Raw genomic sequence first — 24,014 nt, 5'->3', positions numbered from 1 at the left:
CAGGCAAGGCCTGTTTCTCTGTGTAGCGATAGAGTGGCAGCTTAACGGTCCATTAACGTTATCTTTATTAACAAGTCGGTAAAAAAATGTCATTCACGACATTGTAAAATCATGCCATGTTTTTCAAGTGGCTCGTAAACATGCGGAGCCCCGCTCTCTGAGCTCAGTCGGTCAGCCGCAATCGCTATGGTCCGACTGGTCGCGATGGCGGAGGCCGGCGATCAGTAGCCTACTCCACGCCCTGGGCTTCCGCTCAGGCGGCAGAGTCGCAGCCGAGCTGGCGAGCGGCCTCTCGACCCGCGATAGCTCCCAGCACCACCGCACTCAGCAAGCCATTGCCCGAAAGGTAGCCACTATCCCCCGAGCCGGAGACACCCCGCGCCGCGCCGCCGGCGGCAAACAGGTTGGGGAATGTAGCGCCGTCACGCCGTACTACCCGAGCCTGGGTGTCCACCTCGAGCCCACCCTGGGTATGGAACAGCGCGCCGGTGACTTTGATCGCGTGAAAGGGCGCCTCCAACAGATCCGCGGCCTTGAAACTCCGCCCGAAGTCGTCTGCCTCACCGCTCTCGGCCAGGGCGTGCATTTCGGAGAAGGTTTCGCGCAAGACCTCCAGCGGCAGGGCCAGCACCGTTGCCATGGCCTCGAGGCTGTCGAAGGTGCGCACCGCCCCGGCAATGTGGGCATTACGGTAGTCCTCGAATTCAAGCGCTGCCTGGTGGATGCGCCGGTCGAACAGGTTCCAGACCAGCCCGCCCGGTTGGGCGAGTACCTTGGCCGCCTGCTCCGAGTAGCCGCCGTGCTCGTTGGAGAAGCGTCGCCCTTCGCGGTTGATCTGCACCCCGCCACGCATCATCACCGCCCAGGTGATCAGAGTCTGGTGTGGCATCGCCAGCGAACCGTGCCCCTGACAGGCGCCCAGGTCCTTGAGGCTGGCGCCCATCGCCTCTCCCCACAGCAAGGCGTCGCCCTGGTTGCCCTCATGGCCGAAGTAGAGGGCATCCTTCAAGGTCGGCAAGTGACGCGCCACCAGCTCGGGATTTCCGCCGTAGCCGTTGCAGGCAAGGATCAGTGCGTCGCAGCCGATAGTCTCCCGGCTGCCGTCGGGGCGCTCGAGGGTCACGCCATGCATTCGGCCGGCGTCGTCCACGTGCAGATCCACCACCTGGGCTTCGGTGAGCAGGTCGATGCCCGCCGCCTCCACCGCGTTGAGCAGGCTGCCCATCAGCTCCTCTCCGGTACGCCGCGGGGTGGCGTGCATGCGCATGCGGCTGTGGCCGGGGTAAAGAAAGCCCTCCACCAGGTCGAAAGGCACGCCGTGAGCGTCGGCCAGCCACTCCACCACGCCGGCCGAGGCTTCGGTCAGGGCGCGAACGATAGCGGGGTCAGCCTGGTGGCCGTTCTTGCGCTGTATGTCCTCGGCCATCAGTTCCGGGCTGTCTTCGACACTCGCCTCTTTCTGGAAGCGCGTCCCCGCCGCCGGAATGAACCCCTGCGACATGGAGGTGCTGCCCCGCGGCAGCGCATCGCGCTCCAGCACTACCGAGTCCATGCCGGCCCCCTTGGCAGCAAGCGCCGCCACCAGGCCGCAAGCGCCCGCCCCGACGATCACCAGCGGCACATGCGCCTCGAACGCCTCACCGCTACCAAAGGCCACGATAGGCATGACGTCTCTCCTCAGTCATTGATGGTCTGAGCCCGGTAGGCGTCGAGAATCTCACCCGCCGGGGCCTGCCACACTTCGGCATGCCCCACGATATGGTCGAGTACCGCCTCCAGGCAGCCGATGCGATGGGGCTGGCCCACGAGCCAGGGGTGCAGGTTAAGCGCCAGCAGTCGGCCGCCCTGCTCCCGTCCCTCCCGCAGCAGATAGTCGAAGGCGTCCGTTACCTGAGTCGCCCAGCTCTCCTCCGAGTGCAGGTTTTGACACATCACGAATTGATCCTCGACCTCGGTGGAGAGCGGCATCATGGTGAGCGCACCCTGCGAGGTGGAGAAGGGGTAAGGCAGATCGTCGTTGACCCAGTCGCAGCAGTACTCGATACCGTTCTCGGCGAGCAGCTCAGGGGTGTTCCAGCTCTGGTGCTTGGCCGGACTCAGCCAGCCGCGAACGGGTTGCCCGGTCAGCTCGCGAAGGATCGTCACCGAGCGGCGCACGATCTCCGCCTCCTCGTCACGATCCTGGCCGCCGTAGTGCAGGTGATCCATGTTCCAGCCATGGCACAGGAACTCGCCGCCGTAGGCCTTGAGGCGCTGCAGCAGGTAGGGAGTTTGCTCGGCGAGCTGAGCGTTGATCGCCCAGGTGGGACGAATGCCGCGTTGTTCGAATGCCGCGAGCATGCGGTAGATGCCGACCCGGTTACCGTAATCGCGCAGCGAGTAGTGACGCAGGTCCGGGTAGGGCATGGTCATGCCGTTGGGCACCTTGAACGGTACGCCACGCTGGTTGAGCGGGTAGAACTGCAGCGCGACGTTGATCCATACCGCCAGCGGCTTGTCTCCGGGCCAGCGGATCGGCCGGCGATCACCGAGCATCGACCAGGCGTAGCGCTCGTGGTCGTAGCCGTGGCGCCGCCAAGGGTAGTGCAGGTATTCCGGTTCGAGGGACATGGCTCAGCTCCTCCCTGCCGCGGCGGCCTTGGCGTCGATGTCATGCAGGGCGTCATCGTAGTGGTGAGAAAGATAGTGCTGGGCGATCTCGCGGCCGGTGGCGACCCATACGTCGCTGTGACCGGTGATGTACTCCAGCGCCTCCTCGAAGGCCTTGATGCGGTGCGGGCAGCTGATCTGGTAGTTGTGGGTCGGAATGCACATCACCGTGCCCGACTCCGCGCCCTCGGCGTAGAGCCGGTCAAAGTGGCGCTTGAGCATGGTCAGGTAGTGGCGCGGCTCCACCTTGTTCACCGCATAGACGATGGTATCGTTCATCTCCAGCGAATAGGGCATGGAGATGAAGCGACGCCCCGAACGCAGGCGGATCGGGGTGGGCTGGTCGTCGTGGAACAGATCGCAGGTGTAGATGCCACCCTCCTCGCCGAACAGCTCTTGGCCCACCTCGGCGAACAGGTCCAGGGTATGCTCCGAGTGGGACAGCGCCGGCGCCAGGTAGCCGGCGCACTTCTGCCCGGTGTGGCGATGGATCGTCTCGATTCCGTCGCGGATCATCTCCCGCTCCTGTTCCTCGCTCAGGCCGTAGGTGTAGCGGGTGTTGTAGATACCGTGGCTGAAGAATTCCCAGTCGCGCTCGCGGCACATCTCGATGATCTCGGGGTGGTGCTCGCACAGCGCCACCGACAGCGATACCGAACCGCGAATGCCGTACTTGTCGAGCAGCGCCATCTGGCGCTGGTGTCCGACCCGGTTGCCGTAGTCGCGAATGCTGAAGCCCGGCACCGAAGGGTGCGGCGTGGGCCACGGCTTGCGCTGCGGGTTGGCCGGCGGATCGAGTTCGTAGTATTCGATGTTGGGGGCCACCCAGAACGCGACTCGGGCCCCGTTCGGCCAGGTGATCCTGGGTCGGTCCTCGTAGGGCCAGTAGTCGTAGGCGTCCAATCGCTCTTTCATCTCAGCCTTCATGTCAGCCTCCTCGCGGCTCAGGCCTGCTCGGCCGCACGCGTCTCGAGCCAGGCCAGCACCTCGGCCACGTTCAGCACGTCGGCGTACTTCAGGTGCAGGTCGGTGAGGTTGGCGTAGTGGTAGCTCTCGTGTTTGTCGGCCACGCACTCCATCGGGACGATGGTGCGATAACCTCGCGACAGGCTGTCCACCGCGGTGGCGCGGATGCAGCCGGAGGTGGAGCCACCGGTGACGATCACGGTGTCGACCTTGTGCCATACCAACAGCGACTGCAGCGGCGTTTCGAAGAAGGCCGAGGGCATGCGCTTGGTGTAGACGACGTCACCCTGCTCGATCTCGACCCGCTCGTCGAAGGCGGCGCGGTCGGAGCCGTACTTGATGTTCTGCAGCGAGTCGGGAGTATCGGTACGCGTGCCCCACACGCCGGCATCCTCGGCGGAATCGAGAAAGGCCACGTGGGTCCACACCACCGGCCAGCCGAGCCGGCGGAAGCCACGTGCCAGCTGATTCACGTAGTCGAGCTGGCTGGGGTCGGTTTCGTAGGCGGTCTTGTAGAGGTCGGTGCGGGTGTAGGCCTTCTGCGGATCGACGTTGACCAGTACCGCCTTGTTGCCGAAGCCGAACGGCACGCGCTGGGGGTTGGCCATCACCTCGAAGAAAATCTCCTTGGCGGTTTTATCAGTCGTGATCATGCGCGCTCTCCTTTGGGAAACACTGATTTATTGCTGCGCTTGATATCCTGGCTGTCGGCGGTGCTGGTGCGCCAGCCCGGTCAAAATCCTCATTTACACCGCGTAAACTCCGGTTCTTGCGCTCCGGCGGCAACCAGCCTCTCTTCGCTCGCGACATAAATCAGCGCTTCCTCAGTCGCTGTAATTGTCGTGCTGCCAGGCATTCTTCCATGCCTCAGCGGCCGTCGTACTTCTCGCCCAGCTCGAGCATGGCCCGGGTGCCGAGCACTTCGTTGAGCTGGCCGAAGTCGAGCATGCGCTCGCGGAACGCATCGGTGGTGCCGTCGCGGCGCAGGGTGTCGAAGAACTGCCCCGCCATGTGGGTGAAGGCTCGCACCAGGGCGCCGGGAAAGATCACCAGAGAGAAGCCCAGTCGCTGCAGCGCCTGGGCGTTCTGCAGCGGCGTGTCGCCCCCCTCCACCATGTTGGCCATGATCGGGATTTTGCCGCGGAACTCGGCCATGATGCTGGCGATATCATCGTCGCTGCGAATGCCTTCGATGAACAGCAGGTCGACGCCGGCGTCGCGGTAGGCGTGGGCGCGCTCGATGGCTCGTTCGGTGCCTTCCACCGCCACCGCGTCGGTGCGGCCGATGATCAGGGTCGAGTCGCTTTCGCGAGCATCCAGCGCGGCCTTGAGCTTTCCCACCATCTCGTCCTCGGGTACCAGCGTCTTGCCGCGCAGGTGACCGCAGCGCTTGGGATAGGTCTGGTCTTCGAGCTGAACGGCGTTGGCACCGGCGCGCTCCAGCATGCGCACGCTACGCATCACGTTCATGGCGTTGCCGAAACCAGTGTCACAATCGACCACCACCGACAGCTCGGTACGCTCGCGGATGTGCGACATCACGTCGTTGACCTCGCTCACGCTGACCAGGCCGATGTCGGGGCGTCCAAGCTGGGTATAGGCGATGCTGGCTCCGGAGAGATAGACGGTGTCGAAGCCGGCATCGGCGGCAAGCGAAGCGCTCAGGGCATCGTAGACGCCTGGCGCCACGACGATCTCAGGGGAGTGCAGCCTGGCCTTCAGATCGATGGCAGGAAGAGTCATGGCGTTGGGGATCCTCGGTAACGATTGAAATAAGAAAAATCGGCGTGACACCTGATTCAGCGCCGGACCAGCGCCAGGTCGTTCCAGACCTGTTGCCGGACGATCCTGCCGCAGCGCAGCTCGAAGCGATCGATGAAACGCACGCCGGCAAAAGGTGTCCCGTCGGGCCATTCGCCGTCGAGTTCACCGTGGCACACCACCGTCGCATGCTCGCCCTCGGCGAAGCTGTCGAAGCCGGCGATGCGCTTGCGCACGAAGCGATAGCGGCTAGCGGCCCAGGCCACCAATTCTTCAAGGCAATGCATCTCGCCACTGCCGGGAAAGACCATGGTGAATTTCTCGTCGAGCAGGGCTTCGGCGCGCTCGAGATCGCGCGCTTCCATGGCTGCGAGAAAGTCACGCACGACCTCCTCGAGTCTCGCAGCAGGCATGTCGGCAGACATAGGGGTCTCCAAGGAAGCCTTTGTCGTTGTTTGACGCTATTCTTCGAATTGCATGGCACACAAACCTGTCCTATGCATAATACATTTCTATGTCTACTTCATGCATCGCGTCAAGCGCCTCACCATGATTAGCAACAAGACCAAGGACTCACCATGAACGATACGCATGCGAACTCCGTGGGCGGCACCAAGTCCCATCGCATCTACCTGCTGCTCAAGGATGCAATCCTCAGCGGCCGGTTGGCGCCAGGGCGCAAGCTGCCAGGCGAGCTGAAGCTGGCGGAGCAGTACGGCGTATCACGGGTCACGGTCAGGCGCGCCATGCAGGCGCTTGACGAAGCGGGGCTGGTGGCACGCAAGCCGGGGCTCGGCACCGTGGTACTGGAGCAGCCGTTGGACGCCACGGTGATGACCGCCAGCGTCGCCAACCTGATGCCCAACATGGTCAAGATGAGCAAGGCCTCGCGGGTACGGCTGCTGGAGTTCTGCTACGTCAAGCCGCCGGAGCCGGTACGCGAGAGCCTGGGGCTGCGCGACGGCGAGCGCGTGCAGCGTTCGATCCGTGTGCGCATGGCGGACGACAAGCCGTTCTCCTACCTGGTGACTCACGTGCCGGAATACATCGCCCTGCACTACAACGAGGCGGACCTGTCGCAGACCCCGCTGTTCGCCCTGCTAGAGCGCAGCGGCGTGAAGGTCGATCATGCGGCCCAGACCATCTCGGCGACCCTGGCCACCCATGAGGTGGCCGAGGCGCTCGACGTCTCGGTGGGCTCACCGCTGATCGCCCTGACCCGCGTGGTGTACGACGAAGAGGGGCGCGGCGTGGAACACCTCGACGCGCTCTACCGCCCCGATCGCTACCGCATCCAGATTGACCTCAATCGCACCGGCGACGAGGCGGCCCGCTACTGGGAACCGATGCCCCCAGAGCCGCACCACCGGGAGACGGAAAGCCAGGAGGCATGAGCCGGTGCGAGATAGGCATGAACATTTGTCCTATTTTTAGTACATATAAAAAAGACAATAAAATACATTTGACCTGTTCATCAGCCTGAGATAGTTGTATCAAGACGATACGAGGAATGCTGCGGCGTCCTCGGGTGATGCAGCCTCGGTAAGCGACCGACATGACGATGCCAACAACCCTGTTCGACAAGGTGTGGGATGCCCACGAGATCCTCCGCGACGAGAGCGGCCAGAGCCTGCTGTGGATCGATCGGCACTTCGTGCACGAAGGTTCCTTTCACGCCTTCAACAAGCTGCGCGAGCGCTCCCTGTCTGTGGCTCGCCCCGACCTGACCTTCGGCATCGCCGATCACTACGTGCCGACCCTGACCCGCCGCCTCGACGCCATCGGCGATACCAAGGTGCGCGGCATGATCGAGCAGCTCGCGGATAATACCCACGAGCATGGCATCACCCTGTTCGGCCTCGACGACCCGCGCCAGGGCATCGTTCACGTGCTCGGCCCAGAGCAGGGTCTGACCCAGCCCGGGTTGCTGATGGTGTGCGGCGACAGCCACACCTCCACCCATGGCGCCTTCGGCAGCATCGCCTTCGGCATCGGCGCCTCGGAAGTCGCCCATGTACTGGCGACACAGACCCTATGGCAGAGTCGCCCGAAGAAGATGCGCCTGACCGTCGAGGGCGAGCTGCCTTCGGGCATCGGCGCCAAGGACATCGCCCTCACCTGGATCGCCCGGCTGGGTGCCGATGGCGCCCGCGGCTACGCCATCGAATACACCGGCAACACCATCCGCACCCTCTCCATGGAAGCGCGCCTTACGCTGTGCAACCTCTCTATCGAAGGCGGCGCCCGCTGCGGCATGGTCGCCCCCGACGACACCACTTTCGCCTACCTGCGCGGCCGCCCCTTTGCCCCTCGGGGTGAGCGCTGGGAGCAGGCGCTGGCCTACTGGCACACGCTGAAGAGCGACGAGGGTGCCCACTTCGACCATGAAGTGACGCTGGACGCTACCGAGATCGCCCCCACCGTGACCTGGGGCGTCTCGCCGGAGGAGGCACTGCCCATCGATGCCCGAGTGCCAAAGCCAGCCGAGCAAACCGACGCCGGAAAGGCCCGCCAGATACGCGACAGTCTCGACTACATGGGCCTCGAGCCCGGCCAGAAGCTGACCGACATCGTCATCGATCGGGTCTTCATCGGATCCTGTACCAACGCTCGCCTGGAAGATCTGCGAGCCGCCGCCGAGGTGCTGCGCGGCCGCCGCAGCAAGGTGCCGGGCATCGTCTCGCCCGGTTCCACCCAGGTGAAACGGCAGGCCGAAGCCGAAGGATTGGACGTCGTCTTTCGTGATGCGGGGCTGGAGTGGCGCGAATCCGGCTGCTCCATGTGCGTGGGCATGAACGGCGACCTGGTGCCGGCCGGCGAACGCTGCGCCTCAACCACCAATCGCAACTTCAAGGGTCGCCAGGGACCGGGCGCCAGGACCCACCTGATGTCGCCGGTCATGGTCGCCGCGGCGGCCGTCGCCGGCCGCCTGGCCGACGTGCGCGAGCTGTGACAGGAGCCATGTGATGGAACCGATCAAGATTCTCGACGCCATAGCCTGTCCGCTGCCGCTGACCAACGTGGACACCGATCAGCTGATCCCGGCCCGCTTCATGAAGGAGCCGCGCAGCGTCGGCTACGGTCAGTTCCTGCTCCACGACCTGCGCCATGACGATAGCGGCCGGCCGCTTGAAGATTTCATCCTCAACCACCCACTGGCGGAGCAAGCGAAAACGCTGGTGGCACGGCGCAACTTCGGCGGAGGCTCGTCGCGGGAGGCCGCCGTCTATGCACTGGTGGACTTCGGCTTTCGCTGCGTGATTGCGCCGAGCTTCGGCGACATCTTTGCCTCCAATGCGGTCAACAACGGACTGCTGCCCGCCACGGTCAGCGAGGAGGACGCCGAAGTCCTGCTCGCGGCCCTTGGCGATACGCCCGGCCCGCTGCGCGTCGACCTGGAGGCGCAGCGCATCGAAGCCGGCGTACTGAGCGTGGCCTTCACCATCGCCCCGACCTGGCGCACCAAGCTGCTCAACGGCTGGGACGATATCGACATGACCCGGCAGCATGCGGAGACGATACGGCGCTTCGCCGCTGACTATGCCAGCCAACGCCCCTGGCTCGACACCACGCCACCGGAGGTCATCTCACGGGGCTGAGGCCCGCCTCCCGCTCCAAGGGGCTCATAACAAGCCACAACACGACTACCCGCTGTCACAAGGAGAACAACCATGAACAAGCCTTTCATCGCTTCCCTCGGCCTGGCCACCCTGTTGGCTTCAGGCCATGCCCTGGCCGTGGAGCGCATCAGCGCCGTTCACGCTTTTCCGCCGTCACTGATCTATACCCAGAGCTTCCTCGAGTTCGTCGACAAGGTGAACGAGCGCGGCGAAGGCGTGGTACAGATCGACGTGCGCGGTGGCCCCGAGGTGATCGGACTCTCCGAGCAGCCGGACGCCGTGCGCAACGGGGTGGTCGACATGGCCTACACCGCGGCGAGCTTCTACGCCGGCACCGTGCCCGAGCGCGACGCCATGGTGGCATCCAATACCGATGCCATCTTCGCCCGCGAGAACGGCGGCATCGACCTGCTCAACCAGATCCACCAGGACAAGATGGGCGTCTACTACCTGGGCTGGTTCGACAGCGGTGTGAGCTACAACCTCTACACCATCAACGAACCGCAGCTGGACGATGAAGGCAATCTCAGCGTTTCGGGCATGACCTTGCGCAGCAACCCGGTGTATGACGCCTTCTTCCAGGACTACCTCGGTGCCCAGCCGATCAGCCTGCCGACCACCGACGTCTACTCGGCACTGGAGCGCAACGTGGTCAACGCCACAGGCTGGACCCAGATCGGCCTGAAGGACCTCAACTGGGACCGCTTCCTCAACTACCGCATCGATCCCGACTTCTTCTCCACCGACATGGGCGTGATCGTCAATCTGGACAGTTGGAACGGCCTGAGCGAGGAAGCGCGCGAGATCCTGCAGGAAGTGGCCATCGAACACGAGCGCGCCAGCGCCGAGCGCTTCGAGGTACTGGCCGAGGAGCAGCAGGCCGAGCTGGAAGCCGACGGCATGCAGGTTTTCCGCCTGGAAGGCGAGGCCGGCGAGCGCTTCTCCGAGGCTGCCCGCGAAGCCACCTGGGAACGCATGCGCCGTCAAATGGAGCGCCATCCCATGGGTCTCGAGCACTATGATGAATTGATCGAGAAGTTCAACGACCTGTAAGCAAAGCGGGCCGACTGCCAGGCGGTCGGCCCCCTGATGCTTCGCCCCCTCCTTCGCGTCCAGGTACCCCTAATGCGTTACGCGAGTCGAGCTTATCTGCTGCTACTAAACGGCATGGCCCTCGCCGCCGCCATCATGCTGGTGTGGCTGATGGTCGCCATCGTGCTCTCCGTGGTGATCCGCAACCTGGGCCTGCAGCCCTCAGCATGGTTCTTTCTCTCCACCGAGTACGCCATGTTCTACCTGACCCTGCTGGGCGCACCCTGGCTGGTCCGACACAAGGGCCACGTGCATATCGAGCTGCTGACCTCGATCCTGCCGCCGATGGCACTGCAGTTCCTGAGCCGCCTGGTCGCCCTGCTGTGCGTGGCGGTTTGCGTGGTACTGGCGTGGAAGGGCTATGACCTGGTGTCGATGAATCTTGTGCGCAACGACTACGACGTGCGCGCCTTCTTCGTGCCCAAGTGGATCCTCACCATCGCCTACCCGGTGTGCTTCTTCATGATGGCCATCGAATTCGCCCGCTTCGTGATCGGGCGGGACATCCTTCACAGCGGCGAAGCGGGGATCAAGGAATAATGGAATGGTATCTGGCCCTGGCCTTTCTGCTGGCCCTGATTCTCGGCTTCATGACCATCGGCACGCCAATCGCGCTGGCCTTCCTCGCCGCCAATGTCATAGGTGCCTGGCACTTCATGGGCGGCCAGAATGGGCTCATTCAGTTGCTCAACAACGGCTTCGGCGCGCTCTCCAGCTTCAACCTGGTGCCAATCCCGTTGTTCCTGCTGATGGGTGAGCTGTTCTTCCGCACCGGCCTGGGCATGCGCATGTTCAATGCCATCGATCAACTGATGGGCAAGGTACCCGGGCGGCTCTCCTACGTCACCGTGGTGGGCGGCACCGGGTTTTCCACCCTGAGCGGTTCGTCGATGGGCTCCACCGCCCTGATGGGCTCGCTGCTGGTACCGGAGATGGAGCGTCGCGGCTACCACAAGCGCATGGCCATCGGCCCGATTCTGGGCACCGGGGGGCTGGCCATCATCATTCCGCCCTCGGCGCTGGCGGTGCTGTTGGCCACCCTGGCCAAGGTCGATATCGGCGCCCTGCTGATCGCCGGCATCATGCCCGGCCTGGTGCTGGCGGGACTCTACATGGCCACGATCTGGATCCAGACTCGGCTCGACCCGAGTGCGGCGCCCAACTACGAGCTCGAGCCGGTGCCGCTCGGCCAGAAGCTGCTGCTGGTACTCACCGACATCCTGCCGATGATCAGCGTGATGGTATTCATCGTGGCGTTGATGCTGATGGGCTTCGCCACGCCCTCGGAAGCGGCAGCGTTCGGCGCCCTCGGCGCTATCGTACTGGCGGTGATCTTTCGCTGCATGACCTGGGAAGCGTTCAAGCTCTCGGTGATCGGTGCGCTGAAGGTCACGCTGATGGCCTACCTGATCGTGTTCGGCTCGGCCACCTTCAGCCAGCTGCTGGCCTTCTCCGGCGCCTCGAGCGGGTTGATCCAATGGGCCACCAGCTTCGACCTGGCGCCGATCCTGATGCTGCTGGCCATGTTCGCGGTATTGCTGGTGCTCGGCACCTTCATGGAGCAGATCTCGATCATGATGCTGACGGTGCCGTTCTTCTTCCCGCTGGCCCAGGTGCTCGGCTTCGATCCCATTTGGTTCGGCATCATCATGCTGCTGGCGCTGGAGATCAGCTTTTCCACGCCACCGCTGGGGCTGCTGCTGTTCGTGATGAAGGGCGTGGCGCCCTCGGGGACCACCATGCGCGAGATCTACGCAGCCGCCATTCCGTACATACTCTGCTCGATGCTGCTGGTCGCCATCCTGATCGTGTTCCCCGGCATCGCGACCTGGCTGCCCGGAATGATCAACTAGCCCTCACGTCACCGCCCCGCGCTGCTGAAAGCGCGGCGCCAGATACTCGCCTTCCGCCAGCACCTCGCGCAGGTGCCGGGCCGCCTGCCAGACGTCCTCATGGCTCAGGTAGAGCGGCGCAAAACCGAAGCGCATCAGCCCCGGCTCGCGGTAATCGCCGATCACGCCCCGCGCGATCAGCGCCCGGACGATGGCATAGCCATTGTCCGGGGCCACCAACCCCACCTGACTGCCGCGCTGCGTCTCGTCCGGGGTGATATCGCTGATACCGTGTTCATCCAGACAGTCGCCAAGCGACTCGCGGAAGAGTTCGATCAGCCGTTGGCTCTTGCGCCGCAGTTGGGCGAGGTCAACCTCCTGCCACAGTGCAAGGGACGCTTCCAGCGCCGCATAGGCCAGCGGCGAGTGAGTGCCGGTACGGAACCGCGAGATGCCCGGCGCCGGCGCGTAGTCGGCCTCGAAGGCGAAGGGGGCAGCGTGGCCCAGCCAACCTGAGAGCGGCTGCCAGCCCAGCGCTTGGCAGTCGCGGCGCACATAGAGAAAGGCCGGCGCACCGGGGCCGCCATTTAGGTACTTGTAGGTGCAGCCCACAGCGTAACGTACCCCGCAGGCCGCCAGCTCGACGGGCAGTGCCCCGGCCGAGTGGGCCAGGTCCCAGATGACCTCGGCGCCGCTGGCATGCACCTGCCGAGTGATTGCCGCCATCTCGCGCAGCCGGCCGGTGCGGTAGTGCACGTGGCTGAGCACCACCACCGCCACCCGGTCGTCGAGATACGCATCCAGCGCTTCGCCTTCCGGCAGTACCCGATGCTCGAAGCCACCGAAGCGGCAGAAGCCCTGGGCGATGTAGCCGTCGGTGGGAAAGTTACCCCCTTCGCTGAGGATTACCGGCCGTGCCCTTCCCTGCCCTTCGGTGATATAGCCCAGCAGCTTGAAGATATTGTGGGTGATGGTGTCGGTGACCAGCACCTCTCCCGGTGCGCCCCCCAGCAGCGGCGCCAGCCGATCGCCAAGCCGCTCCGGGGCATCGAACCAGCCCTGGTTCCAGCCCTGGATCAGCGAATCGCGCCACTGTGTCATCAGGCCATTGACGGCTTCCACCGCAGCGCTCGGCTGAGCCCCCAGGGAGTTGCCGTCGAGATAGATCGTTCCGGCAGGCAGGGCGAAGCAGGCCTTAAAGGGGGCCAGCGGGTCCTGGCGATCCAGTTCACGAACCTCGTCGAGGGTCACGGGCATGGTGCGCTCCGATAATCGAAAAAGGGGAAGGTGGCGGGGTCAATCCAGCTCACGCAGCATGGCACGCACCGGCGAGGCGTCGGCCCCGGCCAGCTTGAGCGGCACGGCGATCAGCTCGTAGTGACCGGGCGGCACCGCGTCCAGCACCAGCCCTTCGAGAATCGCCATGGCGTGATGGTGCACGCGCCAGTGCGCCAGCAGCGCGCTGTCCACCTCGGGGTCGAGCGAGGGAGCGTCCACGCCGATCAGCCGGGCGCCGCGCTCGGCCAGCAGGTCGATGCTCTCCGGCGCGAGCGTGGTGAAGTCGCTGCGCCATTCCTCATGAGGAAAGCGCGCCCAGGTGCGCAGCAGTACCCGTTCGACCCGAGACGGCAGCTCAGGCAGCAGGTGCTCGGGCTCGACTCTCGGCCCGGCATGGCGCACGTCGAGCAGCACGCAGGGGCCGATGTATTTCGCCAGGTCTACCGCATCGATGGCCTGTCCCTCGGCGGCATAGTGGCTCGGCGCGTCGGCATGGGTGCCGGTGTGGGTGGAAAGCACCAGCCGCGAGACGTTGACCGGACACTGCTCGCCGAGCACCCAGGTCGGCTCATGGGCGAAAGGCGTGTCACCGGGCCACACCGGCATGTCGGCCCGCAGCGGCTGGGAGATGTCGTAGAGCCGGCTCATGAGGCGCCCTCCTCGAGGGTGGTACGCACCGACCACAGCTCGGGGAAGAACTGCAGGTCCAGCGCCTTGGCCAGAAAGGAGACCCCGCCGGTACCGCCGGTACCGGGCTTCTGGCCGATGATGCGCTCCACGGTCTTGAGGTGGCTGAAGCGCCACTGATGGAAGTGGTACTCGGTGTCGACCAGCTTCTCGGCCAGTTCGTAGAGTTCCCAGTGATGCTCGGTGTCGCGGTAGATCGCCGCCCAGGCCTGCTCCACCTCTTCGCAGGGCCGGTAGGGCTCCGACCAGTCGCGTTCGACGACCGAAGCGGGAAGTTCGAAGCCGCGCCGAGCCAGCAGCTGCAGGCTGATGTCGTAGAGGCTCGGCGCATGCAGCACCTCGCTGAGTCGCTGGTAGCGGTCCGGATGACGGCGGTGAACCTCGACCATGGCGGCATTCTTGTTGCCGAGCAGGAACTCCAGCTCGCGGTACTGGTACGACTGCAAACCGGAGCTTTGCCCCAGGCTGTCGCGAAAGCGCGCGTAATCCGCCGGCGTCAGGGTCACCAGCACCTCCCAGGCACTGATCATCTGCGCCTGGATCCGCGCCACGCGCGTGAGCATCTTGAACGCAGGGCGCAGCCGATCGGTAGCAATGTGGGCGGCAGCCGCATGGGCCTCGTGCAGGCACTGCTTGAGCCACAGCTCCGAGACTTGATGGATGACGATGAACAGCATCTCGTCATGTTCTTCGGTGCCCGGTTGCTGTGCCGACAGCAGTGGCCCCAGCTGCAGATAGTCGCCGTAGCTCATCGGCTGGTCCCAGTGCACCTGCTCTTGCGAGAGATCCACGCTGGCGCTGCGAGCCGGCTCTTCCTTCCGCTTGGCCATGGTCATTCTCCACCGTCGTCTTTCCGTAAGTGTACGAAGGTGCTGGCGACATTGAAATTTGATAAAAAGACATCTTTCCATGAAATAAAATAATATGACGACGCGACTCAGCACTCGCCAGATGCAGATGATGGTGGCCATCGCCGATGCCGGCAGCATGTCCGATGCCGCCGTGCAGCTCGGCTTGACCCAATCGGCACTCAGCCACCGGCTCAAGGAGGCGGAGCGCCTGCTGGGGGCCGCACTGTTCACCCGCGGCCAGCGTCGGCTGAACCCGACGCAGGCGGGCAGGCGGCTGCTGCATGCCGCCCGCGGCGTGCTGGCCGAACTGGAGCGCACCGAGCAGGACATCCAGCGCTTGGCCGTCGGCATCGAAGAGGTAGTGCGTCTGGGAGTCGAGGCATGTGGCGGCTACCACTGGCTGCCCGGCTGCCTGGCCACCTTTGCTGCAAGCCATCCGAGTATCGGCGTGGAAGTCGTGCCGGATGTCTCGCTGGATCCCTGCCGGGCGCTGCGACAGGGTCATGTGGACCTGGTCCTGGTCGCCGGCAGTCATCCGCCCACAGGGTTCGAGGCCGTCTCGCTGCGCCGCGACGAATTGCGCCTGGTCGTGCCCCGGGGCCACGCCCTGGCCCAGCGTGACTGGGCCAGCGCCGAGGAGGTGGCCGCCGAACCCTACGTCGCCTACCACACCACCCCGGAGAAGGGGCGCGAGTACGAGCAGCTGTTCAGCCCCGCCGGCGTACTACCAGCACGGGTGATCAGCGCCGGCGTGACCGACGCTGTACTGGCCTTGGTGCGCGGCGGCCTGGGTGTGAGCATCCTGCCGGCCTGGACGCTCGCACCGCACTTGGCGCAGGGTGAGCTGGCCTCGGTCGCCCTGACAGAGCGGGGGCTCTATCTCAACTGGTACCTGGTGATGCGCCAGGGGGAAGCCGAGGCGTCGGCCGCCAGGCGACTGGCCCGCACGCTAGACGACCTTCACGGCGAGAGCTGAACGATCAAGTCCCGCAGAAAGTGCGGAAGACCCGTTCGGTGGGTTCGGCCGGGCGCGTGTACTCCTCTCTCCCGGGTTGATCGTCGAAGGGGTGGGTGACGACATCGAGCAGCGTCTCGAAGGGGCCGAAGTCGTTTTCGTCCATGGCCGCGGTGAGCGCCTGCTGCACGCGGTGGTTGCGCGGGATGAAGGCCGGGTTGGCCAGACGCATCTGGCGCGTTCGCTCACCTTCGGGCAGCGGCTCCTGGGCGAGCCGCTGGCGCCACTCCTCGAGCCAGCCGGCGATCTCCTCGGGGCGTTCGAACAGGGCCACCAGCGAAGCCTCCGCCTCGGCGTTCTCGGCGGCATCCGCCAGGCGGCGAAAGGCCAGGGTGAAGTCGGCGCGGCCGCGATGCATGGACGCCAACAACGCCTCTATCAGCGTCTTGTCCTCGGGCTGCGCCTGATGCAGGCCGAGTTTGGCGCGCATCACATCGAGCCATTCCGCCTCATGCTGCTCAGGGTAACGATGCAGCAGCTCGGTGGCCTGCTTCACCGCGCGGTCGCTATCCTCGTCGATCAGCGGCAGCAGGGTCTCGGCCAGGCGCGCCAGGTTCCACTGGGCGATCCACGGCTGGTTGGCGTAAGCGTAGCGCCCGCCCTCGTCGATGGAGCTGAACACCATCTGCGGCTCGTACTGTTCCATGAAGGCGCAGGGCCCGAAGTCGATGGTCTCGCCCGAGACCGAGGTATTGTCGGTATTCATCACGCCGTGGATGAAGCCGACGCCCATCCACTTGGCGACCAGGGCCGCCTGGCGCGCCTGTACCGCCTCCAGCAGCCCCAAGTAGCGCTCGCCACCCTCACGTTCAGTGAGTTCGGGATAGTGCCGCTCGATGACGTGATCGGCCAGTTCACGCACGCCCTCGAAGTCGCCGCGAGCGGCGAAATACTGGAAGGTACCCACGCGGATGTGGCTGGCGGCTACGCGGGTGAGGATGGCCCCCGGCTCGGGGATGCCGCGCACCACCCGTTCACCGGTAGTCACCGCGGCAAGCGCCCGGGTGGTGGGAATGCCCAAGGCATGCATCGCCTCGCTGACCAGGTACTCGCGCAGCACCGGGCCCAGCGGTGCACGACCGTCGCCGCCGCGCGAGAACGGCGTGCGCCCCGCGCCCTTGAGCTGGATGTCGCGCAGCCGGCCGTCGCAGTCGGTCACCTCGCCCAGCAATACGGCACGGCCGTCGCCCAGTCGCGGGACGAAGCCACCGAACTGGTGCCCGGCATAGGCCTGGGCCAGCGGCTCCGAGCCGCGCGGCACTACGTTGCCGGAGAACCATACCGCCGCCTCTTCGGCATCGAAGGCGGAAAGTTCGAAGCCGAGCGCCTCGGCCAGTGGCCGATTGAAGGCGACCAGGTGCGGCTCACGCACGGGCACCGGTTCGAAGCGCTCGAAGAAGCGCTCCGGCAGGCGGGCATAGCGAAGAGTGAAAGGGGGAAACATGGCGGCTCCACTGGCGTTCCTGCCCGTCACTTTAGGCGTGCAGAGGTCGAAAATCGAGCGCGGCGCCTCTCGTACGCCGCTGGCACCCCTAACCGGTGGCAGTCGCGGGATTCTCGAACTCGCGAATGCTGGCCACGAAGTCGCTGAAGCGCTCGCCCTGGATCAGCACATGGTCGCGCAGGGCATGCTCCGCCGCCGCCGGATCGCCGGCTTCGATGGCCGCCACCACGGTCCGATGCTCACGCAGTGAACTGTGCATGCGCTGGCGCACCTTGAGCTGCAGGCGACGATACGGCTTGAGCCGTTGCTTGAGCTGGCGGGCCTCGCCGAGCAGGAAGCCGTTGTGGCTGGCGCGATAGATGCAGTCGTGGAAGGCTTCGTTCTCGTAGTAGTACTCGTCGGTGTCACCGGCCAGGGCGGCGGCCTCGCAGCGCTCCAGCGCACCGCGCAGCTCGGCGAGCTCCGTGTCGCTGATGCGCCGCGCAGCCAGGCGTCCGCACATACCCTCCAGCTCGGCCATGACTTCGAACATTTCGATCAACTGGTTGATGCCCACCCGCGCCACGAAGGTGCCCTTCTTCGGCATCACCGTGACCAGCCCGCTGGCCACGAGCTGCTGGATCGCCTCGCGCACCGGCGTGCGCGAGACATTGAATTCGCGGCCCAGCGCCTCGGGGTCGAGCCGTTCGCCGGGCGCCAATCGCCCGTTGATGATGGCGTTCTCCAGCGAGTCGCGCAGTCGCTGCGCATTGGAGCGCTTGGCGTTGGCCATGGGCATACCTCCCTCGATATCGACCGCTAGCGTCGGCCTTCTATTCACTGTAACGAATTTGACATCAGTATACGCAACAGCTATTGAAGTATACATCAGCGTCGCTGATAAACATCACAAGCATGAAAGCACACAACAACAACCTCGTGGAGACGCCATATGCAACGCCATACCCTACCCCTCGCTGCCCTGGCACTGGCCCTCGCCGTCAGTAGCGCCGCTTCCGCCAATACCGTGCTGCGCGCCTCGCACCAGTTCCCCGGTGGCCAGGGCGACGTGCGCGACGAGATGGTGCAGATGATGGCCCGCCAGGTAGCCGAGGCCGATGTTGGCCTCGAGATCCAGGTCCACCCGGGCCAGTCCCTGTTCAAGGCCAACGAGCAGTGGAGCGCCCTGACCCGTGGGCGACTCGACATCACCTCGCTGCCGCTCGACTACGCCAGCGGCCGCCACCCTGAGTTCTCCGCCACACTGATGCCGGGGCTGGTGCGCAACCATGAGCACGCCCAGCGCCTCAACGACTCCGAATTCATGGAGATGATCAAGGAGGTGATCCAGGAGGGCGGCGCGCGCGTGCTGGCCGACGCCTGGCTCTCGGGCGGCTTCGCCTCCAGCGAGCAGTGCATCACCTCGCCGGACACCGTGCAGGGGCAAAACCTGCGCGCCGCCGGCCCGGCCTTCGAGCAGATGCTGGAGGAGGCCGGCGCGTCGATCGCCTCGATGCCCTCCTCTGAGGTCTATACCGCCATGCAGACCGGCGTACTGGACGCCGCCAACACCTCATCAATGTCGTTCATCTCCTTCCGCCTCTACGAGCAGGTCGACTGCCTGACCGAGCCAGGCGACTTTGCGCTGTGGTTCATGTACGAGCCGATCCTGATCTCCGAACAGACCTGGCAAAAGCTCAACGAAGAGCAGCAGCAGGCGCTGACCGAGGCCGGCCAGGCCGCGGAGGAGTTCTTCGCCGCCGAAGCCGCCGCCATCGACCAGGAGATGGTGAAGGTCTATGAGGAGAACGGCGTCGAGGTGGTGCGCATGAGCAAGGAGGACTACGACGCCTGGCTCGAGATCGCCCGCCAGACCTCCTACAAGAACTTCGCCGAGAGCGTGCCCAATGGCCAGGCGATCATCGACGCGGCCCTGGCCGTCGAGTGACGCCCAGCCCTTCCCTGCGTGAGCCGGGCCACCCGCAACGGGTGGCCCCCCATTTCGACCCCCGGGAGGACTGCATGGCCATGGCCCACTCTCAGCCCCTTGCTCAACGCTTCGGCGTCGTCGGCGCCTATATCGGCCTGATGGATCGACTCTCACGCCTGCTGGCCTATGTGGCAGGCATCCTGTTCATTGCCGGGGTCACCGTGATCTGCCAGATGGTGTTCGTGCGCTATGTGCTCGGCATGAGCACAAGCTGGCAGACCGAGTTCACCGTGCTTGCGGTCACCGCCGCCATGCTGCTGGGCAGTCCCTACGTGCTGATGACCGGTGGCCACGTGGCGATCACCATCCTGCCGGACGCCCTGGGCGGCATCGCGCGTCGGCTGATGCGGCTGGCCGCGGCCCTGTGCGGCCTCGCTTTCTGCGCGGCCCTGGCCTCCGCCTCCTGGTTCTACGTCTGGGAAGCCTGGGAGGGCGGCTGGACCACCGGCACGGTGTGGAACCCGCCGCTGTGGCCCGGCCTGGTGCCGATGGCCGTTGGCACCACACAGCTGTCACTGCAGTACGTGGCTGAAATTCTGCGCGGGGAGGGCTGAGCATGGATCCGACTACGCTGGGGATAATCGTCGCCGTCGCCCTGATCGTGTTGATGGCGATCGGCACGCCCATCGCCTTCGCCCTGGGCGGCGTTTCATTGCTGGCATTGATCTACGACCGCGGCCTGCCCGAGCTCATCTATTTCGGCGAGACCTTCTTCGACCGCATCGCCGAGTTCGGCTTCGTCGCCATCCCCATGTTCATCCTGATGGGCGCCGCGGTGGCCTCGTCGCCCACCGGACGCGACCTCTACCGTTCGCTGGACCTGTGGATGGGCCGGCTGCCGGGCGGGCTCGCCGTGTCCAACATCGGTGCCTGTACCATTTTCTCCGCACTCTCCGGCTCGTCGCCGGCCACCTGTGCCGCCATCGGCAAGATGGGCATCCCCGAGATGCGCACCCGCGGCTACCCCGATGGCGTCGCGGCGGGCTGCATCGCCGCCGGCGGCACCCTGGGCATCCTCATCCCGCCCTCGGTGACCATGATCATCTACGGCATCTCCACCGAGACCTCGATCGGGCGGCTGTTCATCGCCGGGGTGGTACCGGGCTTCATGCTGGCCGGGCTGTTCATGGCCTGGACGATGATCGCCTGCAGGCTGGCCGGAGGTTACGCCAACCCGCTGGCGCAGGCCGCCGGCCAGATGAAGGAGACCGTCAAGGCCAACGTCGACGCCAACCTCAAGGCACTGGTGCGCGTGCTGCCCTTCCTGGCGGTAGTCGGCGGCATACTGTTCGCCCTTTATGGCGGCGTGGCCACGCCCTCCGAGGCCGCCGGTGTCGGCGCCTTCCTGTGCCTGGCGCTGGCCGTGATCATCTACCGCATGTGGCAGGTGGGGCCGATCAAGCTGATCATGCGCGACTCGCTGCGCGAGAGCGTGATGATCATGCTGGTGATCGCCTGCGCCGAGGTGTTCGCCTATGCCCTCTCCTCGCTGTTCATCACCCAGACCGTGGCCGGTGCCATCGCCGAGCTGGAGGTCAACCGCTGGGTGCTGATGGGCGTGATCAACCTGTTCCTGCTGGTCGCCGGCTTCTTCCTGCCGCCGGTGGCGGTGATCGTGATGACCGCGCCGATCCTGCTGCCGATCATCCTGGCCGCCAATTTCGACCCCTACTGGTTCGCGGTGATCCTGACCATCAACCTGGAGATCGGCCTGATCACCCCGCCGGTGGGCTTGAACCTGTTCATCATCAAGGGCATCGCGCCGGACATCTCGCTGCGCGACATCCTCATGGGCAGCCTGCCCTACGCCCTGTGCATGGTGCTCGGTATCTTGCTGCTGTGCTTCTTCCCGGGCATTGCCCTGTGGCTGCCTAACCTGATCATGGGCTGACTGAGAGTGGAATCATGAACATGACCTTCCTGCAGGAGCTGTTCAACAGCATCACCCAGCGCGATGCCCGGCTCTGGCGCCGGCAGGGCGAGCTCAGCGCGCCCAACCACGCACAGATGCTGGCGGCCTGCCGGGCGCTGCTGGAAAGCGACGGCGAGGCCTCGAGCATCAGCCTGGCCAGCCGCGCGCTGTCCATGTATAACCGGCTGACGGAAGACGAGCGCACCCGCTTCTTCGAAGGCCTGGCCAGCGAATTCGCCGCCGACCCGGCGCGCATTGACGAGGCCTACGAGGCCTATCGCGAGCGGCGCGACAACCCCAGCCTGCATACCCTGTTCGACGCCTGCGAACCACGCCGCCAGGAGCTGTTCCGACGCCTCAACCTGGCCAGCAACGGTACCTACGAGCTGGTGCGCATGCGCGAAGGGCTGCTGGCCCGGTTACGCGACAGGGACGGCGACGACCGGCAGGAGCTCGACGCCATCGACGCCGACTTTTCCCACCTGTTCGGTTCCTGGTTCAATCGCGGCTTCTTGATGCTCAAGCGCATCGACTGGAACACCCCGGCCTCGATCCTGGAGAAGATCATTCGCTACGAGGCGGTGCACGAGATCCGCGACTGGGACGACCTGCGCCGACGCCTCGACGCCCGCGACCGTCGCTGCTTCGCCTTCTTCCACCCCGCCATCGGCGACGAGCCGCTGATCTTCGTCGAGGTCGCGCTGTGCAGGGGCCTGCCCGACCGCATCCAGCCCATCTTGTCGGGAGAGAGTGCCGGCGAGCGCAGCATCGACGACCCCGAAGCCGCCGATGCCGCTGCCTTCTTCGGCATCAGCAACTGCCAGACCGGCCTGCGCGGCATCTCCTTCGGCAACTTCCTGATCAAGCAGGTGGTGCAGGAACTCAAGCTGGAGCTGCCGCAGCTCAAGCACTTCGTCACGCTCTCGCCGGTGCCGGGCTTCGCTCACTGGCTCGCCGAACAGCGCGACGACGACGCGCTGCCCGACGAGCTGAGCCAGGTACTGCATGAGCTCGACATCCCCGACTGGCATCTCGACCCCGCCCAAAGCGAACGCCTCAAAGCCGTAATCAAGCCGCTGGCGGCCCGCTATCTGGTCGAGGAGAAGAATGCCCGTGGCCTGCCGCTCAACCCGGTGGCACGCTTCCATCTGGGCAACGGCGCCGAGCTGCATCGCATCAACTGGCTCGGCGATATCTCGCCCAAGGGTTTGAAGCAGGCCGCCGGCCTCATGGTCAACTATCTCTACGTGCTCGACGACATCGAGCGCAACCATGAAAACTACACCGCCAACGCCACCGTGGTCTGTTCCAACGAGGTCCGCGACCTCAACCGCCGCGCCCGGAAGATGGCCAAGGGAGAGCCTGCCAAATGAGTCACAACCTCTTCGAAACCTTCGCCGTCCGCATGCGCGACCGCGGCGAAGCCGATTTCATCACTACCCGCGAAGGCCGCCGCTACTCCTATCGCGATACCCTGGACGCCAGCGCCCGCCTGGCCGGCGCCCTGGTCGAGCTGGGCGTGGCCCCCGGCGACCGGGTCGCAGTGCAGGTCGACAAGAGCCCCGAGGCGATCCTGCTCTACCTCGCTTGCCTGCGCATGGGTGGCGTCTACCTGCCGCTCAATACCGGCTACACCGCCGACGAGATCCGCTACTTCCTGACCGACGCCGAGCCGGCACTGTTCGTGTGTCGCCCGGCCGCCCTGGAAGAGGCCCGTCAAGTGGCCGGCGAGAGCGGTTGCCCGGCAGTGAAGACGCTCGGCACCGAGGCCGACGGCAGCCTGATGACACTGGCCGAACAGGCCACCTCGTATGCGGGCATCGAACCGCGCGAGGACGACGACCTGGCCGCGATTCTTTATACCTCGGGCACCACCGGGCGCTCCAAGGGCGCCATGCTGACCCACCGCAACCTGGGCTCCAACGCCGCCACCCTGAAGGAAGCCTGGCGCTTCACGGCTCAGGACCGTCTGATCCACGCGCTGCCGATCTTCCATACCCACGGGCTGTTCGTCGGCTGCAACGTTACCCTGATGGCCGGCTCGAGCATGCTGTTCTTGCCCAAGTTCGACGCCGACGTGATCTTCGAGGAATTACCCCTCGGCACGGTGCTGATGGGCGTGCCGACCTTCTACACTCGCCTGGTCCAGGACGAGCGCCTCACTCCCGAGGCAACCGCCAGCATGCGCCTGTTCGTCTCCGGCTCCGCCCCGCTCACCGCCGAGACCCACCAGGCCTTTGCGGCAAAGACGGGGCACGCCATCCTCGAACGCTACGGCATGACCGAGACCAACATGAACCTCTCCAACCCCTACGACGGCGAGCGCCGTGCCGGCACCGTGGGCATGCCGCTGCCGGGAGTGGAGTACCGCATCACCGACCGCGAGACCCACGAGCCGGTGCCCCAGGGCGAGATCGGCATGCTCGAGATCCGCGGCCCCAACGTCTTCATCGGCTACTGGCGCATGCCCGAGAAGACCCGCGAGGAACTCCTCGAAGACGGCTTCTTCGTCACCGGCGACCTGGCCATGACCGACGATCAGGGCTACGTGCACATCGTCGGTCGCGACAAGGACCTGGTGATCTCCGGCGGCTACAACGTCTACCCCAAGGAGGTCGAACAGGTCATCGACGAGCTGGAAGGCGTGGTGGAATCGGCGGTGATCGGCCTGCCGCACGCCGACTTCGGTGAAGGCGTGACCGCCGTGGTGGTGCCGGAGCCGGGCGCCGCGCTCGAGGAAAAGCAGGTGCTCGACCACCTCGAGGGGCGGCTGGCGAAGTACAAGCAGCCCAAGCGGGTGTTCTTCGCCGAGACCCTGCCGCGCAACACCATGGGCAAGGTGCAGAAGAACGAGCTGCGCAAGCGCTATCAGGACACCTATCGCTGACCACACGTTGGCCACACCAGGCACGGCCGGCCGGCATAAAGCCGGCCGCGC

General features: G+C 65.3%; 23 protein-coding genes. 12 read left to right on the top strand and 11 right to left on the bottom strand.

What is annotated here, in order from left to right; genetic code table 11:
• Positions 1-253 precede the first annotated feature (253 nt).
• The 6 genes from ACRWQA_RS03890 to ACRWQA_RS03865 all read right to left on the bottom strand — a co-directional run bounded on the left by ACRWQA_RS03890 (position 254) and on the right by ACRWQA_RS03865 (position 5,801).
• Positions 254-1,666: an FAD-dependent oxidoreductase gene (locus tag ACRWQA_RS03890; protein WP_263581093.1), complete on the bottom strand. Its 1,413-nt coding sequence runs from the start codon at positions 1,664-1,666 to the stop codon at positions 254-256.
• 11 nt (positions 1,667-1,677) lie between these two features.
• Positions 1,678-2,610, bottom strand: a complete 933-nt coding sequence (locus ACRWQA_RS03885) for a polysaccharide deacetylase family protein (RefSeq protein WP_434230330.1) — start codon at positions 2,608-2,610, stop codon at positions 1,678-1,680.
• A 3-nt stretch (positions 2,611-2,613) separates the two neighbouring features.
• Complete coding sequence (locus tag ACRWQA_RS03880; protein ID WP_263581095.1) at positions 2,614-3,576, bottom strand: polysaccharide deacetylase family protein; 963 nt, start codon at positions 3,574-3,576, stop codon at positions 2,614-2,616.
• Between the two features lie 17 nt (positions 3,577-3,593).
• Positions 3,594-4,268, bottom strand: coding sequence for an isochorismatase family protein (locus tag ACRWQA_RS03875; RefSeq protein ID WP_263581096.1), 675 nt, complete (start codon positions 4,266-4,268; stop codon positions 3,594-3,596).
• Between the two features lie 214 nt (positions 4,269-4,482).
• Complete coding sequence (locus ACRWQA_RS03870) at positions 4,483-5,358, bottom strand: isocitrate lyase/PEP mutase family protein (protein ID WP_263581097.1); 876 nt, start codon at positions 5,356-5,358, stop codon at positions 4,483-4,485.
• A 56-nt stretch (positions 5,359-5,414) separates the two neighbouring features.
• Entirely contained in the window at positions 5,415-5,801 is a 387-nt protein-coding gene (locus ACRWQA_RS03865; RefSeq protein WP_434230326.1) for a nuclear transport factor 2 family protein, read from the bottom strand.
• A 153-nt stretch (positions 5,802-5,954) separates the two neighbouring features.
• On the opposite strand from ACRWQA_RS03865, the gene ACRWQA_RS03860 reads away from it, so the two are divergent.
• The 6 genes from ACRWQA_RS03860 to ACRWQA_RS03835 all read left to right on the top strand — a co-directional run bounded on the left by ACRWQA_RS03860 (position 5,955) and on the right by ACRWQA_RS03835 (position 11,941).
• Positions 5,955-6,770 carry a GntR family transcriptional regulator gene (locus ACRWQA_RS03860; RefSeq protein ID WP_263581099.1) on the top strand — a complete coding sequence of 272 codons (816 nt, stop codon included), beginning with the start codon at positions 5,955-5,957 and terminating at the stop codon, positions 6,768-6,770.
• 161 nt (positions 6,771-6,931) lie between these two features.
• Entirely contained in the window at positions 6,932-8,329 is a 1,398-nt protein-coding gene (gene leuC, locus ACRWQA_RS03855) for a 3-isopropylmalate dehydratase large subunit (protein ID WP_434230324.1), read from the top strand.
• 13 nt (positions 8,330-8,342) lie between these two features.
• A complete protein-coding gene (gene leuD / locus ACRWQA_RS03850) occupies positions 8,343-8,975 on the top strand; it encodes a 3-isopropylmalate dehydratase small subunit (RefSeq protein ID WP_434230321.1) in 633 nt (210 codons plus the stop codon).
• A gap of 72 nt (positions 8,976-9,047) precedes the next feature.
• Entirely contained in the window at positions 9,048-10,049 is a 1,002-nt protein-coding gene (dctP, locus tag ACRWQA_RS03845; RefSeq protein ID WP_263581102.1) for a TRAP transporter substrate-binding protein DctP, read from the top strand.
• A 72-nt stretch (positions 10,050-10,121) separates the two neighbouring features.
• The gene (locus ACRWQA_RS03840; RefSeq protein WP_434230318.1) at positions 10,122-10,628 is read left to right on the top strand and encodes a TRAP transporter small permease; all 507 of its coding nucleotides are present in this window, start codon (positions 10,122-10,124) and stop codon (positions 10,626-10,628) included.
• Positions 10,628-11,941, top strand: a complete 1,314-nt coding sequence (locus ACRWQA_RS03835) for a TRAP transporter large permease (protein ID WP_263581104.1) — start codon at positions 10,628-10,630, stop codon at positions 11,939-11,941. The genes ACRWQA_RS03840 and ACRWQA_RS03835 overlap by 1 nt, the downstream gene beginning before the upstream one ends.
• A gap of 3 nt (positions 11,942-11,944) precedes the next feature.
• Here the strand turns inward: ACRWQA_RS03835 and kynU are convergent, their stop codons facing one another.
• The 3 genes from kynU to kynA are packed head-to-tail and all read right to left on the bottom strand — an operon-like array spanning position 11,945 to position 14,715.
• Entirely contained in the window at positions 11,945-13,177 is a 1,233-nt protein-coding gene (gene kynU, locus ACRWQA_RS03830) for a kynureninase (protein ID WP_434230316.1), read from the bottom strand.
• A gap of 39 nt (positions 13,178-13,216) precedes the next feature.
• The gene (gene kynB / locus ACRWQA_RS03825) at positions 13,217-13,846 is read right to left on the bottom strand and encodes an arylformamidase (protein ID WP_434230314.1); all 630 of its coding nucleotides are present in this window, start codon (positions 13,844-13,846) and stop codon (positions 13,217-13,219) included.
• Positions 13,843-14,715: a tryptophan 2,3-dioxygenase gene (gene kynA, locus ACRWQA_RS03820; RefSeq protein WP_434230311.1), complete on the bottom strand. Its 873-nt coding sequence runs from the start codon at positions 14,713-14,715 to the stop codon at positions 13,843-13,845. Before kynA ends, kynB begins: the two co-directional genes overlap by 4 nt.
• A 94-nt stretch (positions 14,716-14,809) precedes the next feature.
• On the opposite strand from kynA, the gene ACRWQA_RS03815 reads away from it, so the two are divergent.
• Complete coding sequence (locus ACRWQA_RS03815) at positions 14,810-15,712, top strand: LysR family transcriptional regulator (RefSeq protein WP_434230308.1); 903 nt, start codon at positions 14,810-14,812, stop codon at positions 15,710-15,712.
• Positions 15,713-15,716: 4 nt separating this feature from the next.
• Here the strand turns inward: ACRWQA_RS03815 and ACRWQA_RS03810 are convergent, their stop codons facing one another.
• Positions 15,717-17,195: a protein adenylyltransferase SelO gene (locus ACRWQA_RS03810; RefSeq protein ID WP_263581109.1), complete on the bottom strand. Its 1,479-nt coding sequence runs from the start codon at positions 17,193-17,195 to the stop codon at positions 15,717-15,719.
• An 88-nt stretch (positions 17,196-17,283) separates the two neighbouring features.
• A complete protein-coding gene (locus tag ACRWQA_RS03805) occupies positions 17,284-17,967 on the bottom strand; it encodes a GntR family transcriptional regulator (RefSeq protein ID WP_434230304.1) in 684 nt (227 codons plus the stop codon).
• A 159-nt stretch (positions 17,968-18,126) separates the two neighbouring features.
• Between ACRWQA_RS03805 and ACRWQA_RS03800 the strand changes: the two genes are divergently transcribed.
• The 5 genes from ACRWQA_RS03800 (at position 18,127) to ACRWQA_RS03780 (ending at position 23,963) form a co-directional block, all read left to right on the top strand.
• Positions 18,127-19,122: a TRAP transporter substrate-binding protein gene (locus ACRWQA_RS03800; protein ID WP_263581111.1), complete on the top strand. Its 996-nt coding sequence runs from the start codon at positions 18,127-18,129 to the stop codon at positions 19,120-19,122.
• A gap of 80 nt (positions 19,123-19,202) precedes the next feature.
• Positions 19,203-19,718 carry a TRAP transporter small permease subunit gene (locus tag ACRWQA_RS03795; RefSeq protein WP_318153157.1) on the top strand — a complete coding sequence of 172 codons (516 nt, stop codon included), beginning with the start codon at positions 19,203-19,205 and terminating at the stop codon, positions 19,716-19,718.
• 2 nt (positions 19,719-19,720) lie between these two features.
• Positions 19,721-21,055, top strand: coding sequence for a TRAP transporter large permease (locus ACRWQA_RS03790; protein ID WP_263581113.1), 1,335 nt, complete (start codon positions 19,721-19,723; stop codon positions 21,053-21,055).
• Between the two features lie 14 nt (positions 21,056-21,069).
• Positions 21,070-22,449 carry a malonyl-CoA decarboxylase gene (locus ACRWQA_RS03785; protein WP_263581114.1) on the top strand — a complete coding sequence of 460 codons (1,380 nt, stop codon included), beginning with the start codon at positions 21,070-21,072 and terminating at the stop codon, positions 22,447-22,449.
• Complete coding sequence (locus ACRWQA_RS03780; protein ID WP_434230300.1) at positions 22,446-23,963, top strand: malonate--CoA ligase; 1,518 nt, start codon at positions 22,446-22,448, stop codon at positions 23,961-23,963. The genes ACRWQA_RS03785 and ACRWQA_RS03780 overlap by 4 nt, the downstream gene beginning before the upstream one ends.
• The last annotated feature ends 51 nt before the right edge of the window (positions 23,964-24,014 follow it).

The sequence above is a fragment of the Billgrantia sp. C5P2 genome, from assembly GCF_051062895.2.
This window is presented reverse-complemented; position numbering and strand designations above follow the sequence as displayed.

Bases quoted from the DNA above. Each gene is read 5' to 3' on its own strand.
- ACRWQA_RS03890 (WP_263581093.1), bottom strand. From the start codon at position 1,666: ATGCCTATCGTGGCCTTTGGTAGCGGTGAGGCGTTCGAGGCGCATGTG.
- ACRWQA_RS03885 (WP_434230330.1), bottom strand. From the start codon at position 2,610: ATGTCCCTCGAACCGGAATACCTGCACTACCCTTGGCGGCGCCACGGC.
- ACRWQA_RS03880 (WP_263581095.1), bottom strand. From the start codon at position 3,576: ATGAAGGCTGAGATGAAAGAGCGATTGGACGCCTACGACTACTGGCCC.
- ACRWQA_RS03875 (WP_263581096.1), bottom strand. From the start codon at position 4,268: ATGATCACGACTGATAAAACCGCCAAGGAGATTTTCTTCGAGGTGATG.
- ACRWQA_RS03870 (WP_263581097.1), bottom strand. From the start codon at position 5,358: ATGACTCTTCCTGCCATCGATCTGAAGGCCAGGCTGCACTCCCCTGAG.
- ACRWQA_RS03865 (WP_434230326.1), bottom strand. From the start codon at position 5,801: ATGTCTGCCGACATGCCTGCTGCGAGACTCGAGGAGGTCGTGCGTGAC.
- ACRWQA_RS03860 (WP_263581099.1), top strand. From the start codon at position 5,955: ATGAACGATACGCATGCGAACTCCGTGGGCGGCACCAAGTCCCATCGC.
- leuC (WP_434230324.1), top strand. From the start codon at position 6,932: ATGACGATGCCAACAACCCTGTTCGACAAGGTGTGGGATGCCCACGAG.
- leuD (WP_434230321.1), top strand. From the start codon at position 8,343: ATGGAACCGATCAAGATTCTCGACGCCATAGCCTGTCCGCTGCCGCTG.
- dctP (WP_263581102.1), top strand. From the start codon at position 9,048: ATGAACAAGCCTTTCATCGCTTCCCTCGGCCTGGCCACCCTGTTGGCT.
- ACRWQA_RS03840 (WP_434230318.1), top strand. From the start codon at position 10,122: ATGCGTTACGCGAGTCGAGCTTATCTGCTGCTACTAAACGGCATGGCC.
- ACRWQA_RS03835 (WP_263581104.1), top strand. From the start codon at position 10,628: ATGGAATGGTATCTGGCCCTGGCCTTTCTGCTGGCCCTGATTCTCGGC.
- kynU (WP_434230316.1), bottom strand. From the start codon at position 13,177: ATGCCCGTGACCCTCGACGAGGTTCGTGAACTGGATCGCCAGGACCCG.
- kynB (WP_434230314.1), bottom strand. From the start codon at position 13,846: ATGAGCCGGCTCTACGACATCTCCCAGCCGCTGCGGGCCGACATGCCG.
- kynA (WP_434230311.1), bottom strand. From the start codon at position 14,715: ATGGCCAAGCGGAAGGAAGAGCCGGCTCGCAGCGCCAGCGTGGATCTC.
- ACRWQA_RS03815 (WP_434230308.1), top strand. From the start codon at position 14,810: ATGACGACGCGACTCAGCACTCGCCAGATGCAGATGATGGTGGCCATC.
- ACRWQA_RS03810 (WP_263581109.1), bottom strand. From the start codon at position 17,195: ATGTTTCCCCCTTTCACTCTTCGCTATGCCCGCCTGCCGGAGCGCTTC.
- ACRWQA_RS03805 (WP_434230304.1), bottom strand. From the start codon at position 17,967: ATGGCCAACGCCAAGCGCTCCAATGCGCAGCGACTGCGCGACTCGCTG.
- ACRWQA_RS03800 (WP_263581111.1), top strand. From the start codon at position 18,127: ATGCAACGCCATACCCTACCCCTCGCTGCCCTGGCACTGGCCCTCGCC.
- ACRWQA_RS03795 (WP_318153157.1), top strand. From the start codon at position 19,203: ATGGCCCACTCTCAGCCCCTTGCTCAACGCTTCGGCGTCGTCGGCGCC.
- ACRWQA_RS03790 (WP_263581113.1), top strand. From the start codon at position 19,721: ATGGATCCGACTACGCTGGGGATAATCGTCGCCGTCGCCCTGATCGTG.
- ACRWQA_RS03785 (WP_263581114.1), top strand. From the start codon at position 21,070: ATGAACATGACCTTCCTGCAGGAGCTGTTCAACAGCATCACCCAGCGC.
- ACRWQA_RS03780 (WP_434230300.1), top strand. From the start codon at position 22,446: ATGAGTCACAACCTCTTCGAAACCTTCGCCGTCCGCATGCGCGACCGC.